Origin of the sequence: Halogranum amylolyticum, from assembly GCF_900110465.1 — an archaeon.
GTDB classification, from domain to species: domain Archaea; phylum Halobacteriota; class Halobacteria; order Halobacteriales; family Haloferacaceae; genus Halogranum; species Halogranum amylolyticum.
In genome coordinates, this window is the sequence record NZ_FODV01000031.1 from 13,452 (window position 1) to 32,729 (window position 19,278).

The window sequence follows — 19,278 nt, forward strand, 5'->3', positions numbered from 1 at the left end:
TATCTCTCCCGACCTCACTGAACGAATCCCCGGTATCCGTCTCGCTCAGTGAACCTCGTTTAGTCGAACGGGGGGTCGACGGCCACAACCTGTTTCGGACGACGAGAGAGTGGGCTACACACATGGGTCAACTGGACGATATCGACATGCGGATCCTTGAGTTGTTGATAGAGGATTCACGACAGACGTATGACGCGATCGGCGAGGAGGTCGACCTCTCTTCACCGGCAGTCTCCAATCGGATCGATCGACTTCGAGAGCGGGGGCTCATCCGACGGTTCACGGTCGACGTCGACCGTTCTCTGCTGATCCAGTCGAACGCGACTCTCGTCGAGTTACAGGTCCGACCGACCGAGACCGACGCAGTCGTCGAGGAACTGCGTGCGATCGACAGCGTCGAATATCTCATCCGGACGAGCGACGCACGAGTCACCCTGTTGGTCCATCTCCCGGCGGCCCAACTCCGTGAGCGCGTCGTCGACGTTCTCGACGAGTACACGCTCCTATCGTACGAAGTACGGGACGTCGTCGAGGCGGACTGGAGTCCGCAACTCGGGGCGACGGGGTTCGAAGTCAAATGCGCCGAGTGTGAGAAGCCGATCCGTGGTCAGGAGGTGACCATCGAGACCGACGACCGGACCTACTACCTCTGCTGTCCGTCCTGCGAGTCGCTGTTCCTGGATCGGTACGAACGGTTCTCCGAGGAGACGTAGCGAGACGACCCATCTCTCGGGTCACGAAGCGGAGTCCGCTCAGTCTTCAAGCGGCGAGTTCGGTCGAGACCGTATCCAGGACCCGCTCGAACCGGTCGTGAACGTCGGTCGCGATGGAGTCGAGGGCGTCGTTGTCGGCGATGCCGACGAGTCGGTTCGGGTCGACCGCACTGACGACGACGTCTCCGTCGTCGGTCTCGTAGACGACGACGTTGCAGGGGAGCAGTGCCCCGAGATCGATCTCCTCGGTCAACCCCTCGTGAGCCAGCCCCGGGTTGCAGGCTCCGAGAATGCGGTACTGGCGGAACTCCTCTCCGAGTTTCTTCTCGAACGTCGCCTGTACGTCGATGTCACAGAGGACGCCGAACCCCTCGTCTTCGAGCGCGGCGATCGTCGTATCGACCGCTTCGTCGAAGCTACCGCCGACCGTCACTTGTGTAGTATAGGACACAACGTACACTACCAGCCGGGGATTCTTAACGGTGTTGTCGGAGGGTACGACATCGCCGTAGATACGGCCGTAACGAACGCGTCCGGCAGTTGGCGTGCCACTGTCCAGTGGGGCGACTGCCGTTCGGCAAGAGTCTGTACGATGGATACCACTATTTCGGATCGTTCACTAGCGAGGCTATGACTGACGACAGACGCCGGTGGATGGAAATCAGCCGACAGGACTTCGTCCGCGTGTGGGGCGACCGGGAGTTGGAGGCGATCACGGACATCTACTCCCCGACGTATCGCGGGCACGGGTTCCCGCTGAAGGGGACGATCACTCGGGCTGAGTACTGGCTACTCGTCTCAGCCTTCCAACAGGTCTGCCCGGACTGCGAGGTAGAGATGGTGACGCTGACGGCCGACGACTCGTTCGTCTACACCGACTGGGTCTTTCGCGGCACACACACCGGATCGGTGGCCGGCGTTCCACCGAGCGGAGCGAGGCTCGAGTTCGAAGGGTCGGGACGACACCGCCACGAGAACGGCCGGGTCGCGGAGGCGTGGCTGTCCGTCGACTGGCGAGAGGTATTCGAAGACGTTGTCAACGGCTACGCCGCGTCGCTCGACCTGTCGTTCTGACTTGACCCACCTGGACGGAGAGAAGTCACACGCCCGCGTTGAACCGCATGGGACTGTTTTGATGACCTCTCGGCAAACTTCTCCAAACCATACAAACTGTACGACCGATCCCAACTAAACAATTGATCAAAACTATCAAATATATAAAATCCGTCAAACCTTCACAACCTGTCAAAACGCGTCCAAAGTAACCCTCACCGTCCGAAGGTGTATCTCGCGTCTACTGTTCGTCGAGCGCCCACAGCACCGCGGCGTCGACGAACGTCGCGTGCCCGGTTTACTTCACCGCGGTGACGGTGACGGACGCGCGGCGAACGACGGTCTCCGCGACGCTCCCGAGCAGCCATCTGGCGACGCCGTTGCGTCCGTGACACCCGACTACAACGTGGTCGACGTCGTTCCCGTCGATCCACTCGAGGATCTCCCGCGCGGGATCGCCGCTCGTCGTCACGGTGTCGATCGCTCGATCGTTGCGGTCTGCGACCTGCCTCGCCAACTCGAACACGCCGTCCGTCTCGTCTTCGATCTCCACAGACGCCGCCACCAGATCGTCGAGGCCTGTCCCCGATTCGATCGGTTCGACCGTCTCGAACGGGGGATACGCCACGAAGAGTACGGTCACCGCTGCGTCGGGGAACCGTTCGAACGCGTACTTGAGCGCGTGGCGTGAACAGACGGACCGATCGAAGGGAACGAGGACGTGACCGGCGGGACGTCGCAGACTTTCGTCGCCGTCGTCTCGCGAGCGAACTACGGTCACGGGGACCGGGACGCGACGGACGACGGTCTCCGCGACACTCCCCAACAGGAGACGGGAAGTGCCGTCACGCCCACGGGAGCCGACGACGACTTCGTCGACTTCGTTGTTCTCGACGTACCGGGGGATCATCCGGACCGGTCGACCGTAGACGAGTTCCGTCGTCACCGTCCCTGCGTACTGGGCTTCGGACGCCGCGATGTCGTCCAACAGCTGCTGTCGTCGCTCGAATACCTGTTCGAGTCGCCGTCCTTCGTATCCGGCGGCTTTCGAGTGGTCGGGGAACGGCTCGATCACGTGGAGAAGCGTCACGTGGCCGTCCCGAAACCGAACGGTCGCGTGGGCGAACGCCAGTCGCGACGCTTCCGAGCCGTCGACCGGCACTAAAACGCGGGAGGACATACCGCGTCTTTCGCCTCGAGGGACGAAGTAGCTGTCTCTGAGGACGACGTCACGTCGTTCGCTTGACCACCAGTACCGGCACGTCGACCGTCCGAAGCACGGTCGACGCGACGCCACCGAGTAGCTGACGCTGGAGGTTCGACCGGCCGTGAGAACTCATGACGACGAGGTCGATCCCGTTGGATTCGACGTACTCGCAGATAGCGGCAGCGACACCCGCGTGCGACTTCGTCCGCTCGACGGCAGTCTCCACCGTCAGATCCGAGGCTGTCCCCTCGATCTCGGTTGCGACCTCGTCTACGGCCTCTCGTCCGCGCGTTTCGAGCCGTTCGACGAACACTTTATCGAGACCACCGGCGTCGAACATGCCACCCGCTGCCTGCAGGTCTACCACGTTCAGGACGTGGACGTCGGCGTCGTAGCTCCGGCCGAACGCGACGCCGTGGGGAACAGCGACCGCCGCGTTCTCGCTTCCGTCGGTCGGGACGAGGAGCCGCGAGTAGCCGGCGTCGTGTTCTGCGGCGTGGTCACCGCCCGGGACGACGACCACCGGAACGTCGCTCCGGTAGAGCGTCTGCTCGGTGACACCGCCCAGGAGACGCTTCCCGAGCCCCGTCCTCCCCTGCCTGCCGAGAACGATGAGGTCCGCACCCTCCTGCTCGACGTACTCGCAGATCTGTCTCACGGGTTTCCCCTCGAGCAGCGCTGTCGTGACGGACTGTCCACGCTCCGACGCCAGCTCTTCGATCTCTGAGAGGGCCGTCTCTCCGCTCTCCCGGAGCTGCGCCACCTCTTCGGCCGTCCGTCTGAGTCGGAGTGCCCGCTGCTCGACGACGTAGACGACGCTGACGGTCGAGTCGAAGGTTCGAGCTAGATCGAGTCCACGCTTCGCCGCGTGTCTGGCTTCGTCGCTTCCGTCGATGGGTATCACGATCCGGTCGTACATTGCTGTGGTTCGGATTCGGCGTACATCCCCTTCATCGTTTGTTCGATTTCGGAACGTGGCGACGGGCGGCTTCGGCGTGGCTGTTCCAAAAACGGGCCGACGGTTCCACCGGACCGAGAACGTCCCCGTCGCTTATCGACGTGTCCGACGTACCATCCTCTATGGGAGAACTCGAGACGGAAGTCGAGACGACACGGTCGGAAGTCGCGTCCTCTCTGCGGGACGTGGCCGACCAACTCGACGGCGACGGAGACGTGACGCTCGAACTCGGTGGCAAGCGAGTGCGACTGAACCCGACGAACCCGGTGACGTTCAAGTCGGAGGGCGAGTCAGATTGGTCCGAGGGGGACACCGAGGCGAAACAGAGTATCGAGTTCGAGCTGGTCTGGTGGCGCGAAGCCCGGACGCCGGAAGCGGGCGCGTTGGACGTCAGTACTGAGGGAGAGTGAGATCTCCACCTTACCGGAGGCTACCATGTACGACCAGATACTGTTCCCGACGGATGGAAGCGCCCCGACAGAACCGGTTTTCGACTACGCACTCCAGATCGCAGCCGAACACGAGGCGACGCTCCACGTCCTCAACGTCGTCGACACCGGCCGAGACGGTCTGGCCGAGGTGCGAGAGGAGATCGTCGACGAATTGGTGGGGGCGGGGGAGGAGATCGTCGCCGATGCCGCACAGCGGGCGGAGGAGCGGGGCGTCTCCGTCGTCTCGACGGTCGTTCGAGGGGATCCGTCTTCGTCGATCGTCGACTACAGCGATCAGTCGGCCGTCGATCTGATCGTGATGCCGACTCACGGGCGACGTGGCGTCGAGCGGTTTCTCCTCGGGAGCGTCACGGAACGAGTCATCAACACCGCGGCGATACCCGTGATCGCGGTCGACCCCGAAGGGGACCGCCCGCTCACCTACCCCTGTCAGGACCTCCTCGTTCCGACGGACGGAAGCCGCGGAGCGCAACTCGCGGTGACCGAAGGGATTGCCGTCGCCGAAGCGACCGGTGCGACGCTCCACCTGCTTCACGTCGTCGAGACCGGACGCTTCGGTTCCAACGCTCGCTCCGTCTCGGAAGACGGTGAGCCGACAGAACGGGCGAACGAGATCCTGGCGGACGCCGTCGGGACTGCGGAGGCGGCGTCGCTCGTCGCCGTCGAGAGTGCGACCGCGTACGGTGTTCCGGCCAGGGAGATCCTCAGCTACATCGAGGACAACGAGGTCGACCTCGCCGTTCTGGGCACGCACGGAGAGACCGACTTCGGCCGGTACATGATGGGCGGCGTCAGCGCGAAGATCGTCCGAACGTCGCCGGTTCCAGTGATGTGGGTTCGCGAGCCCGTCTCCGACGACTCCGAGAATCCCGAGCCGGAACCGGTCGATAGCGACGGATAACGCGTTCACTCCGGTCGTCTACAGATAAGCAAGGCGAGTGCCTCGGGGTCAAGCCCCGAGGCAGTTCATGTCTTCTTGGGGTGCTCGGAGGCGGACTCCAGTTCGCGCTCGGCGTCCGGCGGGTCCCGTGCCCGCCAGCTCAGTTCGTGGGGTTCGATCCTGAGAGCGATCGCCAGGGCGACACCACCCAGAACCAGCCACTTCCGGAGGCCGACGGGTGCCGTCCCGAGGATGCTCTGGGCGGGCGAGAAATATCTCGCTCCGGGCTGAACCAGAAACGCCGCGATCGTCTCAGTGAGCAGCGGCGGGCTCCCGACGAAACACGTCAAGTTGGCGTTAGCCGAACTCGTTCCGAAGCGCTCTTCGGTCGAGTTTCCCCGTCGCAGTCCGGGGCAACACGTCGACGAACAGGACCTTATCCGGCACTTCGTGGCTCTCCAAGTGGCGCTCACAGACACGTCTGATCTCGGCCGCCGACACTGCATCGTCGTCCCGGCACTTGACGACGGACGTCACCGTGGTTCCGCGGACGTCGTCGGTCGAGTCGACGATGGCGACCTCTTGAACGGGGTCGAGTTCGTAGATGACCCCCTCTATCTCGTGCGGATAGACGTCACCGCAGCCAGTAGTGAACATATCCTCGAGGCGGTCGACGACGTACACGAACCCCTCCTCGTCTCTCCACCCGACGTCGCCGGACCTGAGCCACCGCCTCCCGTCACGTTCGACGAACGCGTTCTCGGTGAGTTGGTTTCGGTTGTATCGCGGCGTGACCGTGTCGCCGCGCCAGAGTAACTCCCCCCGCTCGCCGCGGTCGACGGGTTCGCGGGTTCGGACGTCCTCGATTCGAACCGCGACGGCATCGGCCACTGGGCGGCCGACACTGCCGGCTTTGCGACCAGCGTCGTCCGGACGGTTCATCGTCGCAAGCGGCGTCGTCTCCGTCATCCCGTACCCCTCGACGAGCGTACACCCGAGCGTCGCCTCGACCTCGTCGATGCGCTTCTCGGGCATCGGAGAGCCGCCGACGCCGACAGTCTGGAGGCTGGTGAGGTCGTACTCCCCGATACTCTCGTGGTCGAGCAGTTCGACGATCATCGTCGGGATGAGGAAAGTGTACGTCACCTCGTGACGTTCGAGGGAGGCCAACGCAGCGTCGACGTCCCACTCTGCGAGCAAGCGGTTCTCTGCCTCCAGTGCGAGGAAAGGCGTCGTGGTGATGTTGAGTCCGGTCACGTGGAAGCACTGACACACCGTGAGTGCGATGTCGTCACGAGACCAGCGGTTGCATCTGATGTACCCGTGTGCGTTCGCATCGAGGTTCCCGTGCGTGTGGTAGACACCTTTCGGAGCGCCCGTCGTCCCCGACGTGTAGAGTAGTTCGGCCAGTTGCTCGGTGCGTCGCGGCACGGCCTTGTAGGAGGACGTGCCGGCGTCGAGCAACTCGGCGTATCTATACGTCTCGCCGTCTCCGGGTGCGGGGATGTCGTGACGGGCGTCGGTGACCACCGCCGTCGTGTCGCTGTCGGTCAGAACGTATTCGGTCTGCTCGTCGGTGAACCGCCGGTTGAGCGGGACCGCAACTGCGCCTCGCTTGAGGACACCGAGGTAGGTGCAGACGAAGGCCACACTGTTCGGCATACTCAGAGCGACGTGGTCGTCGACCTTGACCCCGCGACGAGCGAGTGCGTCCCCGATACGGTCCGACCGTCGGGCCAGTTGCTCGAAGGTAACCGACTCGTGCTCGTCACCGACTGCGGGTGCCCGGGGCGCGTTCCGCGCTGCAGTGTCTACGTGAGTAGCGAAGTTCATCGTGGAGAGAGTTTCGTGCTATCGCGTATTATCCCCGCGGACAGTGATAAATCAGGGTCCTAACACGACCGCGCGCCGCATTCGTTCGCAACGGGAGAACGATTCCGTCGGCGGTCGTTCGGCATTACCGGACGAACGCCTGGTCGCGTTACTCGTCCGACGGGTCGCCGTCGGCCGCGAGTCCGTCTCGGCGATTCACTTGCCTGCGAAGAGGACGTTCGCCTGTATCTCATCGGCCGCCTCTCTGACGAGGTTGACGACTCGAGACTCGCGACACTCCGTCCCGAACTCGCCGGACGTTCCGTAGACAGCGACTGCTCCGTGGACGGTGTCGTCGGTGACGACCGGCGCGGCGACGCCGGACATCCCCGTCAGAACCTCGCCGTCGTCGACTGCATAACCTACGTCGCGAATCGCTCTCAGTTCGGTCCGAAGGTCGTCTTCGTCGGTGATGGTGGCTGCAGTCCAGCGTGGCAGTCCGTGCTCTTCGAGCACTCGCTCGACCGTCTCCGTGTCTTCGTGAGCGAGGATAGCCTTTCCCGGGGCGTTCGTGTGGAGATGGGGTCGTCGAGGGTACGACGTCGCTCCCGGTGCGGCCTGCGCTCCTCGTGTACGGGGCGCGAAGAGGCTGGCACATTTCCCGTGTTCCTCTGTAACCAGTTGGACGTACTTCGTGTCGCCGACGGCCTCGGCCAGCGCGAGCGTCTCGTCTCGGCCGTGGACGAACAGTTCGTGGCTGTTCCGTACGGACTCCCCGACGTGCAGGAACCGGGTACTCAACCTGTAGCTCCCGCTCTCGTTGATCACGTAACCGACCCGTTCGAGTGTCCGCAGATGGTCGTGAGCCGTGCTCTTGGGTATCTCGAGTGCGTCTGCAACCGTCGTGGCGCCCGCACGCTCCCGCTCGAGGAGGATCTCGACGACGTCGACCGTCCGCTTGACCGCCGAGACCGGGTAACTCGTCATGACGGAGACCTGAACACTGCTCCTTCTTAATCTGTCCGGTGATGCCGGACGAATACTGACGCAATAATTTGAAATAAATCCTTTAGTTACACATGAATTATATGATATAATTATGGTAGGTTGGCGATAATGGACCGGTTTATCGCCCTCTAGACGTTGAAATCTGCCAGCGAGATTAGCCCCTATAATCGCAGTACTACACGGGGAAACTTCGAACTCGAGTCGATAATTTCGGTCCGTTATCTAACTTACCATAATAATTAACAAAAATATTATTAAATCGTGACTCGACGGTGGTAACTGCAGAAGGTGTCACAAACTATCATGCACGAACCTTCCGACACGTCGACGACGCGACGCGGAGTGATGAAGGGCATCGGTGGCCTCGCCGCGTTGTCGATGTCAGGTGCGACCATCGCGGAGGCAGAGGCAGCCGTCAGCGACTCGCTCGCGAGCGACCCGCACACCGCAGACACGTATCGGGCGATCGTCGACGCGATCATCCCACGGACCCCGGAGCTCGAAGCCGAACTCGGCCCCGAGCACGTCCCCGGTGGGGTCGACGTCGAACTGGAGAAGTTCCTCGTCTGGGACTTCAATCACTTCCAGGAGATCCGCGCCGAGATGGTGACCGACCCGGGCCTACTCGACAGCGTCCCCGAGGAGATGATGCCGACGAGTCTGTTCGAGACGGCGTTCGAGACGACCGGTTCGGGCTCGGACCTCGACGCCCTGCTCGACCTCGCAGATATCACGCTGCTCGACCTCGTCGACGACCTCGAGGTCACCGGCGATGCCCTCGAAGAACGGCTCACGCTCGGGCCGGTCGAGCGCTACGAGGTCTCGTTCGCCGACGACGTCGAGTCGACCACCGGTCCCGCCGAGTTCGAGCTCGTCGTAGAGACGGCCAACGAGACGACCCACCGAGTGCTCCAGAACTACCCGTACGCGCCGGCGTTCACGATCGTCTTCGACGTCGTCGCCGCGGAGTTCCTCGCACTCGGGAGAAACGAGGACGCCATCTCCCGAGACCGAACCGAGTTCCCGGCCGGTGGTACCTTCGTCCAACTCTCGCGCGAAGACCGTCTGCGCTGTCTGTGGTCTATCGTCGACGGCAGCGTCGTGGACCGACTCGACGACCTGCTCTCGCCGTTGGTTCCAGACGTGGGCATCCTGAAGTACGTCGTCATGGCCGTCAACGGGCTGCACGGCTTCGGCTACTACACGGAGTGGTCCGGTCTCGGCGAGACGAAGACGAACACGCCGAACGAACGGACCTTGGCGACCCCGCCCGACGAGGTGCAGAGCCGCGAACAGTCGGGATACCCGGGGCCAGAACCCGGCTACGCCGCGAACTGGCGACACGCTGTCGACGGCGGCTTCGACGACCCCGACGCCGACGAGTTGAACCTCCCGAGCGATCTGACGGGCGACGACGTCCTCGACGGCATCGGAGGTGACACCTGATGGAGAACCCGGACGTCGTCGTCGTCGGCGCTGGTGCCGACGGCCCCGCCGCCGCTTGGAAACTCGCCCGCGACCACGGACTCGACGTGCTGGTCCTGGAGGGGGGTGCCTGGCACGGCAACGAACAGTGGCCCGAACCTCACGCCGACTCCGGTGGAACGGTCAGTACCGACCCGGACGACCTCGACGGGAAGCTGCTCGACGAGCAGTTCACCCATCGCGAGGCGGACGCGAACGACCCGACCTACGGTTACCTCCGGGTCGGACCCGCCGACCACTCGCGGGCACCGTGGTTCCGCAACCTCCACCAGAACGCGTTCATCTGGCAGATATCGGCGGTCGGCGGAACCTCTCTGCACTACTTCGCCAACCACCCGCGTGCCTATCCGACCGCAGTCGACGACCAGCCGCACTGGCCGATCGACTACGAGGAACTGGTACCGTACTACCAGCTCAACGAGGAGATAACGAGCACCCAACAGGCCCCCATGACAGGGAAAGAAGAGGTGTTCATCGAGGGCGCGACGAACGCGGGCTACGACCTCATCGAGACGAAGAACGTCACCGAGACCGGGTGGCGTCCCCAGGCCAACGCGGTCGAAGTTCCGGGGCGGGAGACCTCGACCGGCGAACCGCTCGACGCGGACTACGACGGGACGTTCAGTTACGACGACGGGTTCCGCGGTGACACGCTGGTCGGAGACCACTTCCAGGGTTCTTCGACGCCCGTCGACGCCCCGGTCCGCGACAAGGCTCGCAAGTCGAGTAACGTCGGCTACGTCCCTCGTGCACTCGACACCAACCAGGACGACTCGGCGGGTTCCGTCGCACTCCGCCCGAACGCTTACGTCACCAACGTCGAGACCGACGAGAGTCTCGGGTCTAGCACGGCGACAGGCGTCACCTTCCGCGATTCCTGGTCCGGACAGTCTCAGACGGTGAATGCCGACGTGACCGTCCTCGCCGGGGGCTGTATCGAGACTCCTCGTCTCTGGCTCAACTCCGGGCTGCCCGACGACGGCTGGGTCGGGAAAGGGTTGACGACCCACTGGTTCGACTGGGTCGTCGGCGTCTACGACGACGAGACCGTCGCCGACATCAACCCCGAGGAGGAACACATGGACCCCTACGTCGGGCAGAACTCCGCGGTGCGGTTCGACAAGCCGGGCGTCGGCGGCATGGAAGACATCGGGATGTCACCCGGCCTCGTCTCCTACGCCGACTACCTGTTCAGCCAGGCTGGCTACAGCTTCGACACGCAGGTCGACCCCGAGGAACCGTGGGACACACGGGGCTACGTCGTCGGGAAGGAACTGAAGCGTCGGATGTCGGACTATCGCCAGACGAAGGCGCTCTTGATACTCACCGACGACCTGCCGCGACAGGACAACGGCGTCTCGCTCGACAACACGTTCAGCGACGAACACGGACCCGTCCCGAAGATCAAGTGGGAACCCCACCCCGACGACGACGCCAAACGTGATGAACTCTCGCGCATCGCCGCGCGAATCCACAAGGCGGCCGGTGCCGAGCACGTCCACCGCTGTGACTGGCCGCCGTTGTTGTTACACATGCAGTCCTCGATGCGGATGGGGCAGGTACTCGACGAGAACGCCGAAGCCTACAACGTCGACCGTCTGTTCGTCGCCGACCACTCCGCACTCGCGAACGGTCTCGGCGGGCCCAACCCCACCAACACCGGACAGGCGCTCGCACTCCGAACCGCCGACAGGATCGCAGACCTGTACTTCTGAACTCACCGCTTCCGGACGAATCGGTCCGGAAGTACCACGCATCTATACAGCGAACGTATACATCCTGTCGCGTAGACTGTCGGTCGACGCTCCGTGCGTTCCGTTCGAGACACGGCTAACGTCCGACTCGTGATGCAGCTTCGGGGGAATGTTTTTCTTGTTGTCATCACACACGTCAGTCGTGCCTCACACACTCTCTCGACGACGTGTCCTGCAGACACTCGGTGCGACGGCGACCGCCTCGGGGCTGATTGGGACGGTCAGCGGACGAGGCCGGTCGTCCACCGCTCGCTTCAGCGCGTTCAACGTTCGAGATCTGACGACCGAACAAGTACAGACGACTGGGGACGAGCAGGCGACGGCCGCCGCCCGCGTGATTCAAGAAGTCCGCCCGGACGTCCTCGTCGTCAACGAACTCACGAACAACCTCCAGGAAGGCACGGCCACCGACCGACCGAACGTCGACGCCTTCGTCGACAACTATCTCAGCGTGCCCCAGCGCGAGGGGCTCCAGGGTATCGACTATCCGTACACGCTCCAACCCGACAGCAACACCGGCGTCCTCCCGGAGACCGACTACGACTTCAACAAGGACGGGACGGCCGGCGAACGGCCCGGCGACGCCTACGGGTTCGGGTTCTACCCCGGACAGTACGCGTTCGCGATCCTGAGTCGGTACCCGATTGAGCGCGACGGTATCCGGTCGTTCCAGGAGTTCAACTGGGCTGACATGCCCGATAGTCGGATTCCGTTGGCCGGCGACGACGACGTCCAAACGGAGCCGTCGGATGCGATGTATCTGACCGAGGACGAAGCCGACGTGTATCGACTCTCCTCGAAGACGCACATCGACGTCCCGGTGGAGATCGACGGGACGACCGTCCACGGCCTCTTCGCCCATCCGACGCCGCCGGTGTTCGACGGCGTCAACAATTTCAACGGTCGGTGGAACGCCGACGAGATCCGCTTCTTCGCGGACTACGTTGCGGGCGCGGAGTACATCTACGACGACAGCGGCGTTGCCGGCGGACTCGACGACGACGCGTCGTACGTCCTCCTCGGCGACATGAACGCCGGACCGGAGGCGGACCGACCGCTCGACCCGGCGACGACGTATCTACTCGAGAACGACGACTTCGACACGCGCCGCCTGCCCACGAGTCCGGGAGGCGCACAGCGTGGCAACCCCGAGGCGACGGCCACGTTTGGCGGCGGATCGCAGGTCGACTGGGTGCTCCCGTCGCCCGAGCTCTCCCTCCGTGCGTCGTCAGTGGTCTGGCCCGGTTCGGACGCGTCGAAACGTGGACTCGGCGAGGACGTGCGGACAGCCTCCGACCACCGCCTGGTGTGGGCGGACGTCGCCACTCGGTGAGGGTCGTCGGCGACCGTTCGGTGCGTTAGGAGGTCAACACCGCGCGGGCGGCGAACACGAGGTTCTCCTTCCGCTCTCGGATGCGCCGATAGAAGTACGACATCCACTTGTCACCGTACGGGATGTACTGGTTCACCTCGTACCCCTGCTGTGCCAGTTCGCGTTGCGCGTCGGTCCGAACGCCCATCAGCATCTGAATCTCGAAGTCGGTGCCGTACTCCTCGTGGAGCTCCCGAGCATAGTCGATCATCTCGGGGTCGTGGCTGCCGACGGCGATGCCGCCGTCGAACGCTTCGAACATGTACTCGAGGTACTGCCTGTACGCCTCATTGACGTGCTTCTTCTGTTGATACGCGACTTCGGGCGGCTCGTCGTAGGCGCCCTTCACGAGTCGGACCTTTCCGGGGACGTCTGCGAGGCGGGGGAGATCCTCTGCCGTCCGCTTGAGGTTCGCTTGGACGCACAGCCCGACTCCACCGTCGTACTCGGTGGCGAACTCGGTGTACGCATCGAGCGTGACGTCTGTCGTCGTGTGGTCTTCCATGTCCACCCAGACGAACACCCCCTGTTCGTCGGCTCTCTCGAGGATGCGGCCGAGATTCTCCCTGAACACGTCGTCACCCGCGTCGAGGCCGATCTGCGACGGTTTGACCGAGAGACAGGCCGTCAGCTCCGTCCTCCCGACCTGCTCGACGAGGTCGAGATAGGCACTCACGTCCTCGTCCGCCGCCTCCCGTGTCTGATAGTGCTCTCCCAACAGATTCAGTATGCCGCCGATCCCGTCTCGATTGAGTTCGGCCACGTAGTCGAGCGACTCGGTCGCTGTCTCGGCAGCGACAAACCGGCTCGCAATGGGTGGGATCATCTTTCGTAATAGCGGCCTCCAGACGGGCCTAAAGTAATCACCTACCAAATAATTCTCGGAACAAAAGGTCGAATTAAATCGGTGGCATCGTTCTCGACCCCCGCCTCCGCCGCTTGTCTGCTGAGGGTCAAGCGGTGTGGTTCGTGGTCGTGGGAATCGTAGCACGAGTAACGCCCGATCCGCCTGTCGTCGGTACGGACAAAAGACGTCCTCGACTCCGACAGCGTGACGACGGGGGAGAGACCTGTCAGATCTCGTATCCCCCGACCATGATAGGGAACTCATATAATTCCTTGCTATCCAAGCGTTTGGGTAGACTTAGCATGGCAGACTCAGAGGCGAGAACCGCGAGAGAAGAGTGGGGCAGTCGGTTCGGCTTCCTGATGGCGATGTTGGGAGCGATGGTCGGGGCGGGAAACATCTGGCGGATGCCGTTCACGACGGGGGAGAACGGGGGTGGTGCGTTCCTCCTCGCGTACATCCTTCTGTTGTACCTGATCGCCGTCCCCGGCCTCATGGCCGAGACGATGATCGGTCGCTACACGAACAGCGGGGTGATCGGAGCGTTCAAACAGATTCTCGGAAGTAAACGTGCACAGGGGCTCGGACTCGTCGTCCTCCTCGTCAACGTGGCGCTGATGTCGTACTACGCGCCGATCATCGGGTGGGCGCTGTACTACGCCGGTCACTCGGTGCTCATGACGTTCACCCAACCGGGGTTCCAGCCACAGGCGTTTTGGGAGGGGTTCATCTCCAATACGGCGCTCGTGGTCGGAATGCATACGTTGACGATGGCCGGAATCGCTGGCGTCCTCGTCTTCGGAATCCGTCGTGGGATCGAGCGCGTCGTGAAGTGGATGATTCCACTCCTCGTCGTCGCACTGGTCGCAGTCGCGATTCGTGGTGTCACACTCCCGGGCGGGATGGAAGGCGTCGCCTTCGTCTTCACGCCGAGTTGGGAGTTCCTCACACGGGGGAGTACGTGGGTCGCAGCGCTCAGTCAAGCGCTCTTCTCGACGGGGCTCGGCTGGGGGATCGCTCTCACTTACGGGAGCTATCTCAGCCGGTACGACGACGTCCCGCTCGGTGGCGGTCTCTTCACCGCTATCGGGAACACGAGTATCGGTCTGCTGGCAGTGTTCGCGACGTTCCCGGTCGTGTTCGCGTTCGGGCTCGAACCGAGCGCCGGGTCGAACCTGCTCTTCATCTCTCTCGCAGAGGTGTTCCCGGAACTCCCCGGCGGTGGGTTGTGGGCAATTGTCTTCTTCGTCTCGTTCTTCTTCGCGACGTTCACGTCCGGTCTCGGTATCACCGAAGTCGGCGTGACAACCGTCTCCGAGGAGACGCGTCTCTCGCGAACGGGGTCGGTGCTCGCGGTCTGTGGTGCAATCTGGCTGCTGGGACTGCCGAGCGCCTACTCGTCGTCTTTCCTCGGACAGATGGACTTCATGTTCGGAAGCTTCGGCCTCCCGCTGGCGACGTTGTCCATCATCGCACTCGTCGCCTGGAAGTTCGGTCCGGAGCGGGCTCGTGTCATCGACCTCAACCGGAACGCTGGCATCTACGTCGGTTCGTGGTGGAATCCGGTCATCAAGTATGCCATCCCCGTCGTGATGCTGTTCATCCTGGGCTACGGCGTCGTCTCGAGTCTCGGCACGGAGAACCAGTCGTTGATGGTAATGGGTGTGGCACTCATGGTCGTCCTCGTCGCCGTGAGCGTCGCAGTGATGAGCGTCATCGGAAGTGAACCTGAACCTGCTCCGGAGCGGGTTCCGGGGGGTGACGACTGAGATGGCTCTCTCGACTGTTGCGTGGATCTCGATGCTCCTCGCCATCCTCGTGTTACCTGGCGTCGCCACCGTCGCCCTCGTCAAGTCCCTCCGCTCCGAAGAGCGGAAGCTCGAACTGCTCAGAGAACAGGGACGTATCGACAGCTACTCGCCGCGTGCACTCGGAGAGCTCCGTGAGTGGGTCCAGGCGCATCCGAACGACCCCTACGCGACGGTCGCTCGACAGCGGTACAACGAGTGCGTCCGGACGCTCCGAGAGATCGACGAACCGTACTACGACTGGTCTCCCGAGGAGATCGACCAACTCGAGGTGCTTGACGAATGAACACGGACATCCCCATCGACGAGATTGACACGGAGGCGTCGTTCACCACGGTCGACACCCACACGGCGGGCGAACCGACGCGTATCGTCCTGGACGGGATCGACCGGTCGGCGCTCGTGGGCGACAGCGTTCGAGCGAAGCGAGACTCGTTCGCCGAGAACTACGACTGGGTTCGCGAGCTACTGATGAAAGAACCGCGCGGTCACGACGACATGTTCGGTGCCGTCGTCGTCGACCCGCAGCACGACACGACAGACCTCGGCGTCTTCTTCATGGACAGTCGGGGCTACCTGGACATGTGTGGCCACGGGACGATCGGTGTCGTCTCAGCGCTGCTCGAGTTGGGACGGCTCTCTCCGCAGGAGTCCATCGACGTGGAGACGCCGGCGGGCATTGTCGAGGCGGAACCCCAGTACACCGACACGGGCGTCGAGAGCGTCAGGATACAGAACGTTCGGTCGTTCGTCTACGACGAGACGACAGTACCCGTCTCTTTCCGCGAGTCACCGCTCCACGTCGACGTCGTCTACGCGGGGAACTTCTTCGCCTTGGTTGACGGCGACCAACTCGACGTCCCGGTCGAGACAACTCACACGGACGAGCTCGTCGAGCGCGGTCTCGAGATCCGAGACGCCGTCAACGACGAACTCGACATCGTCCATCCGCTGACCGGCGAGTCTGACGCGGTCTCAATCACCGAGATTTATGGTTCGGACGCCGACGTCGACCACAGTATCGTCGTCTTCGGTGACGGTCAAGTCGATCGTTCACCGTGCGGAACCGGCACGTGCGCGAAGATGACGCTCCTACACGAGACAGGGAAACTCGCTCTCGACGAACCGTATCTGCACCAGAGTGTCATCGGAACGCGGTTCGAGGGTCGGCTCGTCGACGTCGAAGAACGTGACGGAGTGACCCTGACGACGCCAACCATCACCGGCTCTGCCCGGATCACGGGGAGGCACACCTTCGTGAAAGATCCGAAGGACTCGCTCACCGGCTTCAGTCTCTCACCGAAATAAACTACCCCACCCTACTCCCTCGACGCATACGCGTCTTGCTGCTTGAGGGTGTCGCTAGAAACCGTCGGTTTCTGGCTGCTAACCAGAACTCTTTGACCTCTGGTAATGGGCCACCGGTGGTGTCTCGCTCTATCGAAGCCTTTCGGTGGCTTTGCTGTGTACTCCCGGTAATCACGCACCAGCAATCCGCTGAGGTCCACCCCAGCGGTTCGATGCTGGAACCGACGACGCGAGCGATTACTCGTACTGGTTGAGAAGTTTCGCTTCCGCCTTCCGGAGATGTTCGAGCAGCGTCGTCTTCGAGATGTCCAGCTCCTCGGCGAGCTCTCGCGTCGTCGTCTCCCGCGGCCAGGCGTAGTAGTTCTTTTCGCAGGCGAGCTCGAACACCTCTCGCTGGCGGTTCGAGAGTTTGTCCTGTTGGTGGGCGACGTGGTTCTTGGCGTCCGAGACGGAGGCGACCTTGGTGACGACGATCTCGGCGTCTTTCTCCTGCTCCAACGAGTCGATACGTTCTTGCAGTCCGTCTCGCCCGCCGGTGTCGATGAGCGGCCAGTACTCCCATCCGCTGTCGACGCGCACCGGCGCGTCGTGCACGAACCCGTACGCGAGCAGCGAGTCGGTCATACTGTTCTCCGGGTCGTACTCGACTATGATCTCGCGAGTCGTGTTGCCGACGTTCGAGACGTCCTTGTCGAACTCGTGGCGCGCACTCAACTCGGAGACGGAGTCGGTCAGCCGCGAGTCTCTTGCCGTCTCGATGAACTCGTCGATCTGGTCGACCCTGTCGGCGTAGACAGTGAAGTGCCCCTTCACTGTGTCTGCGGGCGTGTTGTACACCGTGTGGGCGATCACACCGGCGTCGGTCTCGTCCGTCACCTCGAGTGTCCAGCAGTCGGGATGCCACACTTTGAGTGTGAGTCTCGTCGTCCCGACGACCCCCTCTCGACCGGCATCGACCTTTGACATGGTTTGTCGTCTCTCTGCCGCGGTGTATAAATACACCCTTCCATAGTCGGGTACTAACGGAAATCCCGATACTCCTGCAGGTCAGTCCTTCATCACTCCTCGTAGTCGCGCAACAGACTGACACCCCCAACCATGGGAGGCAATCGTTATTACGCGGTCGTGCCCCCAGAGCCTGATATGGCTTCACAACAGACCGAACAGACGTACCGCCACTACATCGGCGGAGAGTGGACAGACGGTGACGGATCGGAGACGTTCGAGAGCGAGAACCCGGCGACGGGCGAGGTGCTCGGCGAGTTCCGCCGTGGCACCGAATCGGACGTCGACGCCGCGCTCGCGGAGGCCGAAGAAGCGGCTGAGGAGTGGCAGGCGCTGTCGCACATCGACCGCGCGGAGTACCTCTGGGAGATCTACCACGAACTGCGCGAGCGGACCGACGAACTGGGCGAGATCGTCTCCAAAGAGTGCGGCAAGGAGATCTCGGAGGGACGGGCGGACGTGATCGAGGCGTATCACATGGTCGAGTGGGCCGCCGGCGACGCTCGCCATCCGAAGGGCGACGTGGTGCCGAGCGAGATCCCCTCGAAGGACGCCTACATGCGGCGGAAACCGCGGGGTGTCGTGGGCTGTATCACGCCGTGGAACTTCCCGGTGGCGATCCCGTTTTGGCACATGGCCGTCGCGTTGGTCGAGGGCAACACGATCGTCTGGAAGCCGGCCGAACAGACGCCGTGGTGCGGACAGATCATCGCCGAGATGTTCGAGGAGGCGGGCATCCCCGAGGGCGTGTTCAACATGGTCCAAGGGTTCGGCGACGCGGGGGCGTCGATCGTCGAAGACGAGCGCGTCGACACGGTTCTGTTCACGGGGAGCGCCGAGGTGGGCCACGAGGTCGCCGAGAAGGTGGCTCAACAGCCCGGCAAACTGGCGGCCTGCGAGATGGGCGGGAAGAACAACGTCGTAATCACCGAAGAGGCAGATCTGGACATCGCCGTGCACTCGGCGCTGATGTCGTCGTTCAAGACGACGGGACAACGCTGTGTCTCGTCGGAGCGATTAGTCGTCCACGAGGACGTCTACGACGAGTTCAAAGAGCGTTTCGTCGAACTCGCTCAGAACGTCTCGGTCGGTGACCCCCTCGAAGAGGACACGTTCATGGGGCCGCTCATCGAGGCCGAGCACAAGGAGAAGGTTACGAAGTACAACCAACTGGCCAAAGACGAGGACGTGAACGTGTTGGTCGACCGGACCGAGTTGGACGCCGAGGAGATTCCGGAGGGGCACGAGGACGGCCACTGGGTGGGTCCGTTCGTCTACGAGGCCGACGCCTGGGAGGACCTCCGCTGTACCCACGAGGAAGTGTTCGGCCCGCACGTGGCGCTGCTGAAATACTCCGGTGACGTCGAGGAGGGCGTCGCGATCCAGAACGACACCGACTACGGACTCGCCGGTGCCATCATCTCGGAGAACTACCGCCAGATCAACTACTACCGCGACAACGCCGAGGTCGGCCTCGCCTACGGCAACCTCCCGTGTATCGGCGCGGAGGTCCACCTGCCGTTCGGCGGGGTCAAGAAGTCCGGCAACGGCTACCCCTCGGCCCGTGAGATCATCGAGGCTGTCACCGAGCGGACCGCCTGGACGCTCAACAACTC

General features: G+C 63.1%; 19 protein-coding genes. 11 read left to right on the forward strand and 8 right to left on the reverse strand.

What is annotated here, in order from left to right; genetic code table 11:
- The first annotated feature begins 122 nt into the window (after positions 1 to 122).
- Entirely contained in the window at positions 123 to 713 is a 591-nt protein-coding gene (locus BSG17_RS23895) for a winged helix-turn-helix transcriptional regulator (protein ID WP_089827885.1), read from the forward strand.
- Between the two features lie 46 nt (positions 714 to 759).
- Here BSG17_RS23895 and BSG17_RS23900 read toward each other — a convergent pair whose 3' ends face one another.
- The gene (locus BSG17_RS23900) at positions 760 to 1,164 is read right to left on the reverse strand and encodes a DUF302 domain-containing protein (RefSeq protein ID WP_089827904.1); all 405 of its coding nucleotides are present in this window, start codon (positions 1,162 to 1,164) and stop codon (positions 760 to 762) included.
- A 179-nt stretch (positions 1,165 to 1,343) separates the two neighbouring features.
- Between BSG17_RS23900 and BSG17_RS23905 the strand changes: the two genes are divergently transcribed.
- Complete coding sequence (locus BSG17_RS23905) at positions 1,344 to 1,787, forward strand: ester cyclase (RefSeq protein WP_139246794.1); 444 nt, start codon at positions 1,344 to 1,346, stop codon at positions 1,785 to 1,787.
- Positions 1,788 to 2,064: 277 nt separating this feature from the next.
- Here the strand turns inward: BSG17_RS23905 and BSG17_RS23910 are convergent, their stop codons facing one another.
- Together BSG17_RS23910 and BSG17_RS23915 are read right to left on the reverse strand one after the other, a co-directional pair.
- The gene (locus tag BSG17_RS23910) at positions 2,065 to 2,946 is read right to left on the reverse strand and encodes a universal stress protein (protein WP_089827887.1); all 882 of its coding nucleotides are present in this window, start codon (positions 2,944 to 2,946) and stop codon (positions 2,065 to 2,067) included.
- Positions 2,947 to 2,995: 49 nt separating this feature from the next.
- Positions 2,996 to 3,892: a universal stress protein gene (locus tag BSG17_RS23915; RefSeq protein ID WP_089827888.1), complete on the reverse strand. Its 897-nt coding sequence runs from the start codon at positions 3,890 to 3,892 to the stop codon at positions 2,996 to 2,998.
- Positions 3,893 to 4,053: 161 nt separating this feature from the next.
- Between BSG17_RS23915 and BSG17_RS23920 the strand changes: the two genes are divergently transcribed.
- Positions 4,054 to 4,341: an amphi-Trp domain-containing protein gene (locus BSG17_RS23920; protein WP_089827889.1), complete on the forward strand. Its 288-nt coding sequence runs from the start codon at positions 4,054 to 4,056 to the stop codon at positions 4,339 to 4,341.
- A 25-nt stretch (positions 4,342 to 4,366) separates the two neighbouring features.
- Positions 4,367 to 5,284: a universal stress protein gene (locus BSG17_RS23925; protein ID WP_089827890.1), complete on the forward strand. Its 918-nt coding sequence runs from the start codon at positions 4,367 to 4,369 to the stop codon at positions 5,282 to 5,284.
- 65 nt (positions 5,285 to 5,349) lie between these two features.
- On the opposite strand, the gene BSG17_RS23930 is transcribed toward BSG17_RS23925, so the two are convergent.
- The 3 genes from BSG17_RS23930 to BSG17_RS23940 form a co-directional block, all read right to left on the reverse strand.
- Positions 5,350 to 5,613 (reverse strand): hypothetical protein, encoded by a 264-nt coding sequence (locus tag BSG17_RS23930; protein ID WP_089827891.1) that lies wholly within the window; start codon positions 5,611 to 5,613, stop codon positions 5,350 to 5,352.
- A gap of 7 nt (positions 5,614 to 5,620) precedes the next feature.
- On the reverse strand, positions 5,621 to 7,096 hold the full coding sequence (locus BSG17_RS23935) for a class I adenylate-forming enzyme family protein (protein WP_089827892.1): 1,476 nt from the start codon (positions 7,094 to 7,096) through the stop codon (positions 5,621 to 5,623).
- Between the two features lie 195 nt (positions 7,097 to 7,291).
- Positions 7,292 to 8,062: an IclR family transcriptional regulator gene (locus tag BSG17_RS23940; protein WP_089827893.1), complete on the reverse strand. Its 771-nt coding sequence runs from the start codon at positions 8,060 to 8,062 to the stop codon at positions 7,292 to 7,294.
- 324 nt (positions 8,063 to 8,386) lie between these two features.
- On the opposite strand from BSG17_RS23940, the gene BSG17_RS23945 reads away from it, so the two are divergent.
- From BSG17_RS23945 to BSG17_RS23955, 3 genes are all read left to right on the forward strand, one after another.
- Positions 8,387 to 9,529, forward strand: coding sequence for a hypothetical protein (locus BSG17_RS23945; RefSeq protein ID WP_089827894.1), 1,143 nt, complete (start codon positions 8,387 to 8,389; stop codon positions 9,527 to 9,529).
- Entirely contained in the window at positions 9,529 to 11,283 is a 1,755-nt protein-coding gene (locus BSG17_RS23950; protein ID WP_089827895.1) for a GMC oxidoreductase, read from the forward strand. Before BSG17_RS23945 ends, BSG17_RS23950 begins: the two co-directional genes overlap by 1 nt.
- 181 nt (positions 11,284 to 11,464) lie before the next feature.
- Positions 11,465 to 12,655 (forward strand): endonuclease/exonuclease/phosphatase family protein, encoded by a 1,191-nt coding sequence (locus BSG17_RS23955; RefSeq protein ID WP_244531701.1) that lies wholly within the window; start codon positions 11,465 to 11,467, stop codon positions 12,653 to 12,655.
- A gap of 25 nt (positions 12,656 to 12,680) precedes the next feature.
- Here BSG17_RS23955 and BSG17_RS23960 read toward each other — a convergent pair whose 3' ends face one another.
- Complete coding sequence (locus tag BSG17_RS23960) at positions 12,681 to 13,520, reverse strand: proline dehydrogenase family protein (RefSeq protein WP_089827897.1); 840 nt, start codon at positions 13,518 to 13,520, stop codon at positions 12,681 to 12,683.
- Between the two features lie 323 nt (positions 13,521 to 13,843).
- Here BSG17_RS23960 and BSG17_RS23965 point away from each other — a divergent pair, with 323 nt between their 5' ends.
- The 3 genes from BSG17_RS23965 to BSG17_RS23975 are packed head-to-tail and all read left to right on the forward strand — an operon-like array spanning position 13,844 to position 16,657.
- A complete protein-coding gene (locus BSG17_RS23965; RefSeq protein WP_089827898.1) occupies positions 13,844 to 15,310 on the forward strand; it encodes a sodium-dependent transporter in 1,467 nt (488 codons plus the stop codon).
- A 1-nt stretch (position 15,311) separates the two neighbouring features.
- Positions 15,312 to 15,635: a DUF8026 family protein gene (locus tag BSG17_RS23970; RefSeq protein WP_089827899.1), complete on the forward strand. Its 324-nt coding sequence runs from the start codon at positions 15,312 to 15,314 to the stop codon at positions 15,633 to 15,635.
- On the forward strand, positions 15,632 to 16,657 hold the full coding sequence (locus tag BSG17_RS23975) for a proline racemase family protein (RefSeq protein ID WP_089827900.1): 1,026 nt from the start codon (positions 15,632 to 15,634) through the stop codon (positions 16,655 to 16,657). The genes BSG17_RS23970 and BSG17_RS23975 overlap by 4 nt, the downstream gene beginning before the upstream one ends.
- Positions 16,658 to 16,894: 237 nt before the next feature.
- Here the strand turns inward: BSG17_RS23975 and BSG17_RS23980 are convergent, their stop codons facing one another.
- Entirely contained in the window at positions 16,895 to 17,623 is a 729-nt protein-coding gene (locus BSG17_RS23980; RefSeq protein WP_089827901.1) for a helix-turn-helix domain-containing protein, read from the reverse strand.
- A gap of 177 nt (positions 17,624 to 17,800) precedes the next feature.
- Between BSG17_RS23980 and BSG17_RS23985 the strand changes: the two genes are divergently transcribed.
- A partial coding sequence (locus BSG17_RS23985) for an aldehyde dehydrogenase family protein (RefSeq protein ID WP_089827902.1) occupies positions 17,801 to 19,278 on the forward strand: 1,478 nt, incomplete at its 3' end.

Bases quoted from the DNA above. Each gene is read 5' to 3' on its own strand.
- BSG17_RS23950 (WP_089827895.1), top strand. From the start codon at position 9,529: ATGGAGAACCCGGACGTCGTCGTCGTCGGCGCTGGTGCCGACGGCCCC.
- BSG17_RS23980 (WP_089827901.1), bottom strand. From the start codon at position 17,623: ATGTCAAAGGTCGATGCCGGTCGAGAGGGGGTCGTCGGGACGACGAGA.
- BSG17_RS23935 (WP_089827892.1), bottom strand. From the start codon at position 7,096: ATGAACTTCGCTACTCACGTAGACACTGCAGCGCGGAACGCGCCCCGG.
- BSG17_RS23925 (WP_089827890.1), top strand. From the start codon at position 4,367: ATGTACGACCAGATACTGTTCCCGACGGATGGAAGCGCCCCGACAGAA.
- BSG17_RS23940 (WP_089827893.1), bottom strand. From the start codon at position 8,062: ATGACGAGTTACCCGGTCTCGGCGGTCAAGCGGACGGTCGACGTCGTC.
- BSG17_RS23965 (WP_089827898.1), top strand. From the start codon at position 13,844: ATGGCAGACTCAGAGGCGAGAACCGCGAGAGAAGAGTGGGGCAGTCGG.
- BSG17_RS23895 (WP_089827885.1), top strand. From the start codon at position 123: ATGGGTCAACTGGACGATATCGACATGCGGATCCTTGAGTTGTTGATA.
- BSG17_RS23970 (WP_089827899.1), top strand. From the start codon at position 15,312: ATGGCTCTCTCGACTGTTGCGTGGATCTCGATGCTCCTCGCCATCCTC.
- BSG17_RS23945 (WP_089827894.1), top strand. From the start codon at position 8,387: ATGCACGAACCTTCCGACACGTCGACGACGCGACGCGGAGTGATGAAG.
- BSG17_RS23905 (WP_139246794.1), top strand. From the start codon at position 1,344: ATGACTGACGACAGACGCCGGTGGATGGAAATCAGCCGACAGGACTTC.
- BSG17_RS23920 (WP_089827889.1), top strand. From the start codon at position 4,054: ATGGGAGAACTCGAGACGGAAGTCGAGACGACACGGTCGGAAGTCGCG.
- BSG17_RS23910 (WP_089827887.1), bottom strand. From the start codon at position 2,946: ATGTCCTCCCGCGTTTTAGTGCCGGTCGACGGCTCGGAAGCGTCGCGA.
- BSG17_RS23915 (WP_089827888.1), bottom strand. From the start codon at position 3,892: ATGTACGACCGGATCGTGATACCCATCGACGGAAGCGACGAAGCCAGA.
- BSG17_RS23975 (WP_089827900.1), top strand. From the start codon at position 15,632: ATGAACACGGACATCCCCATCGACGAGATTGACACGGAGGCGTCGTTC.
- BSG17_RS23960 (WP_089827897.1), bottom strand. From the start codon at position 13,520: ATGATCCCACCCATTGCGAGCCGGTTTGTCGCTGCCGAGACAGCGACC.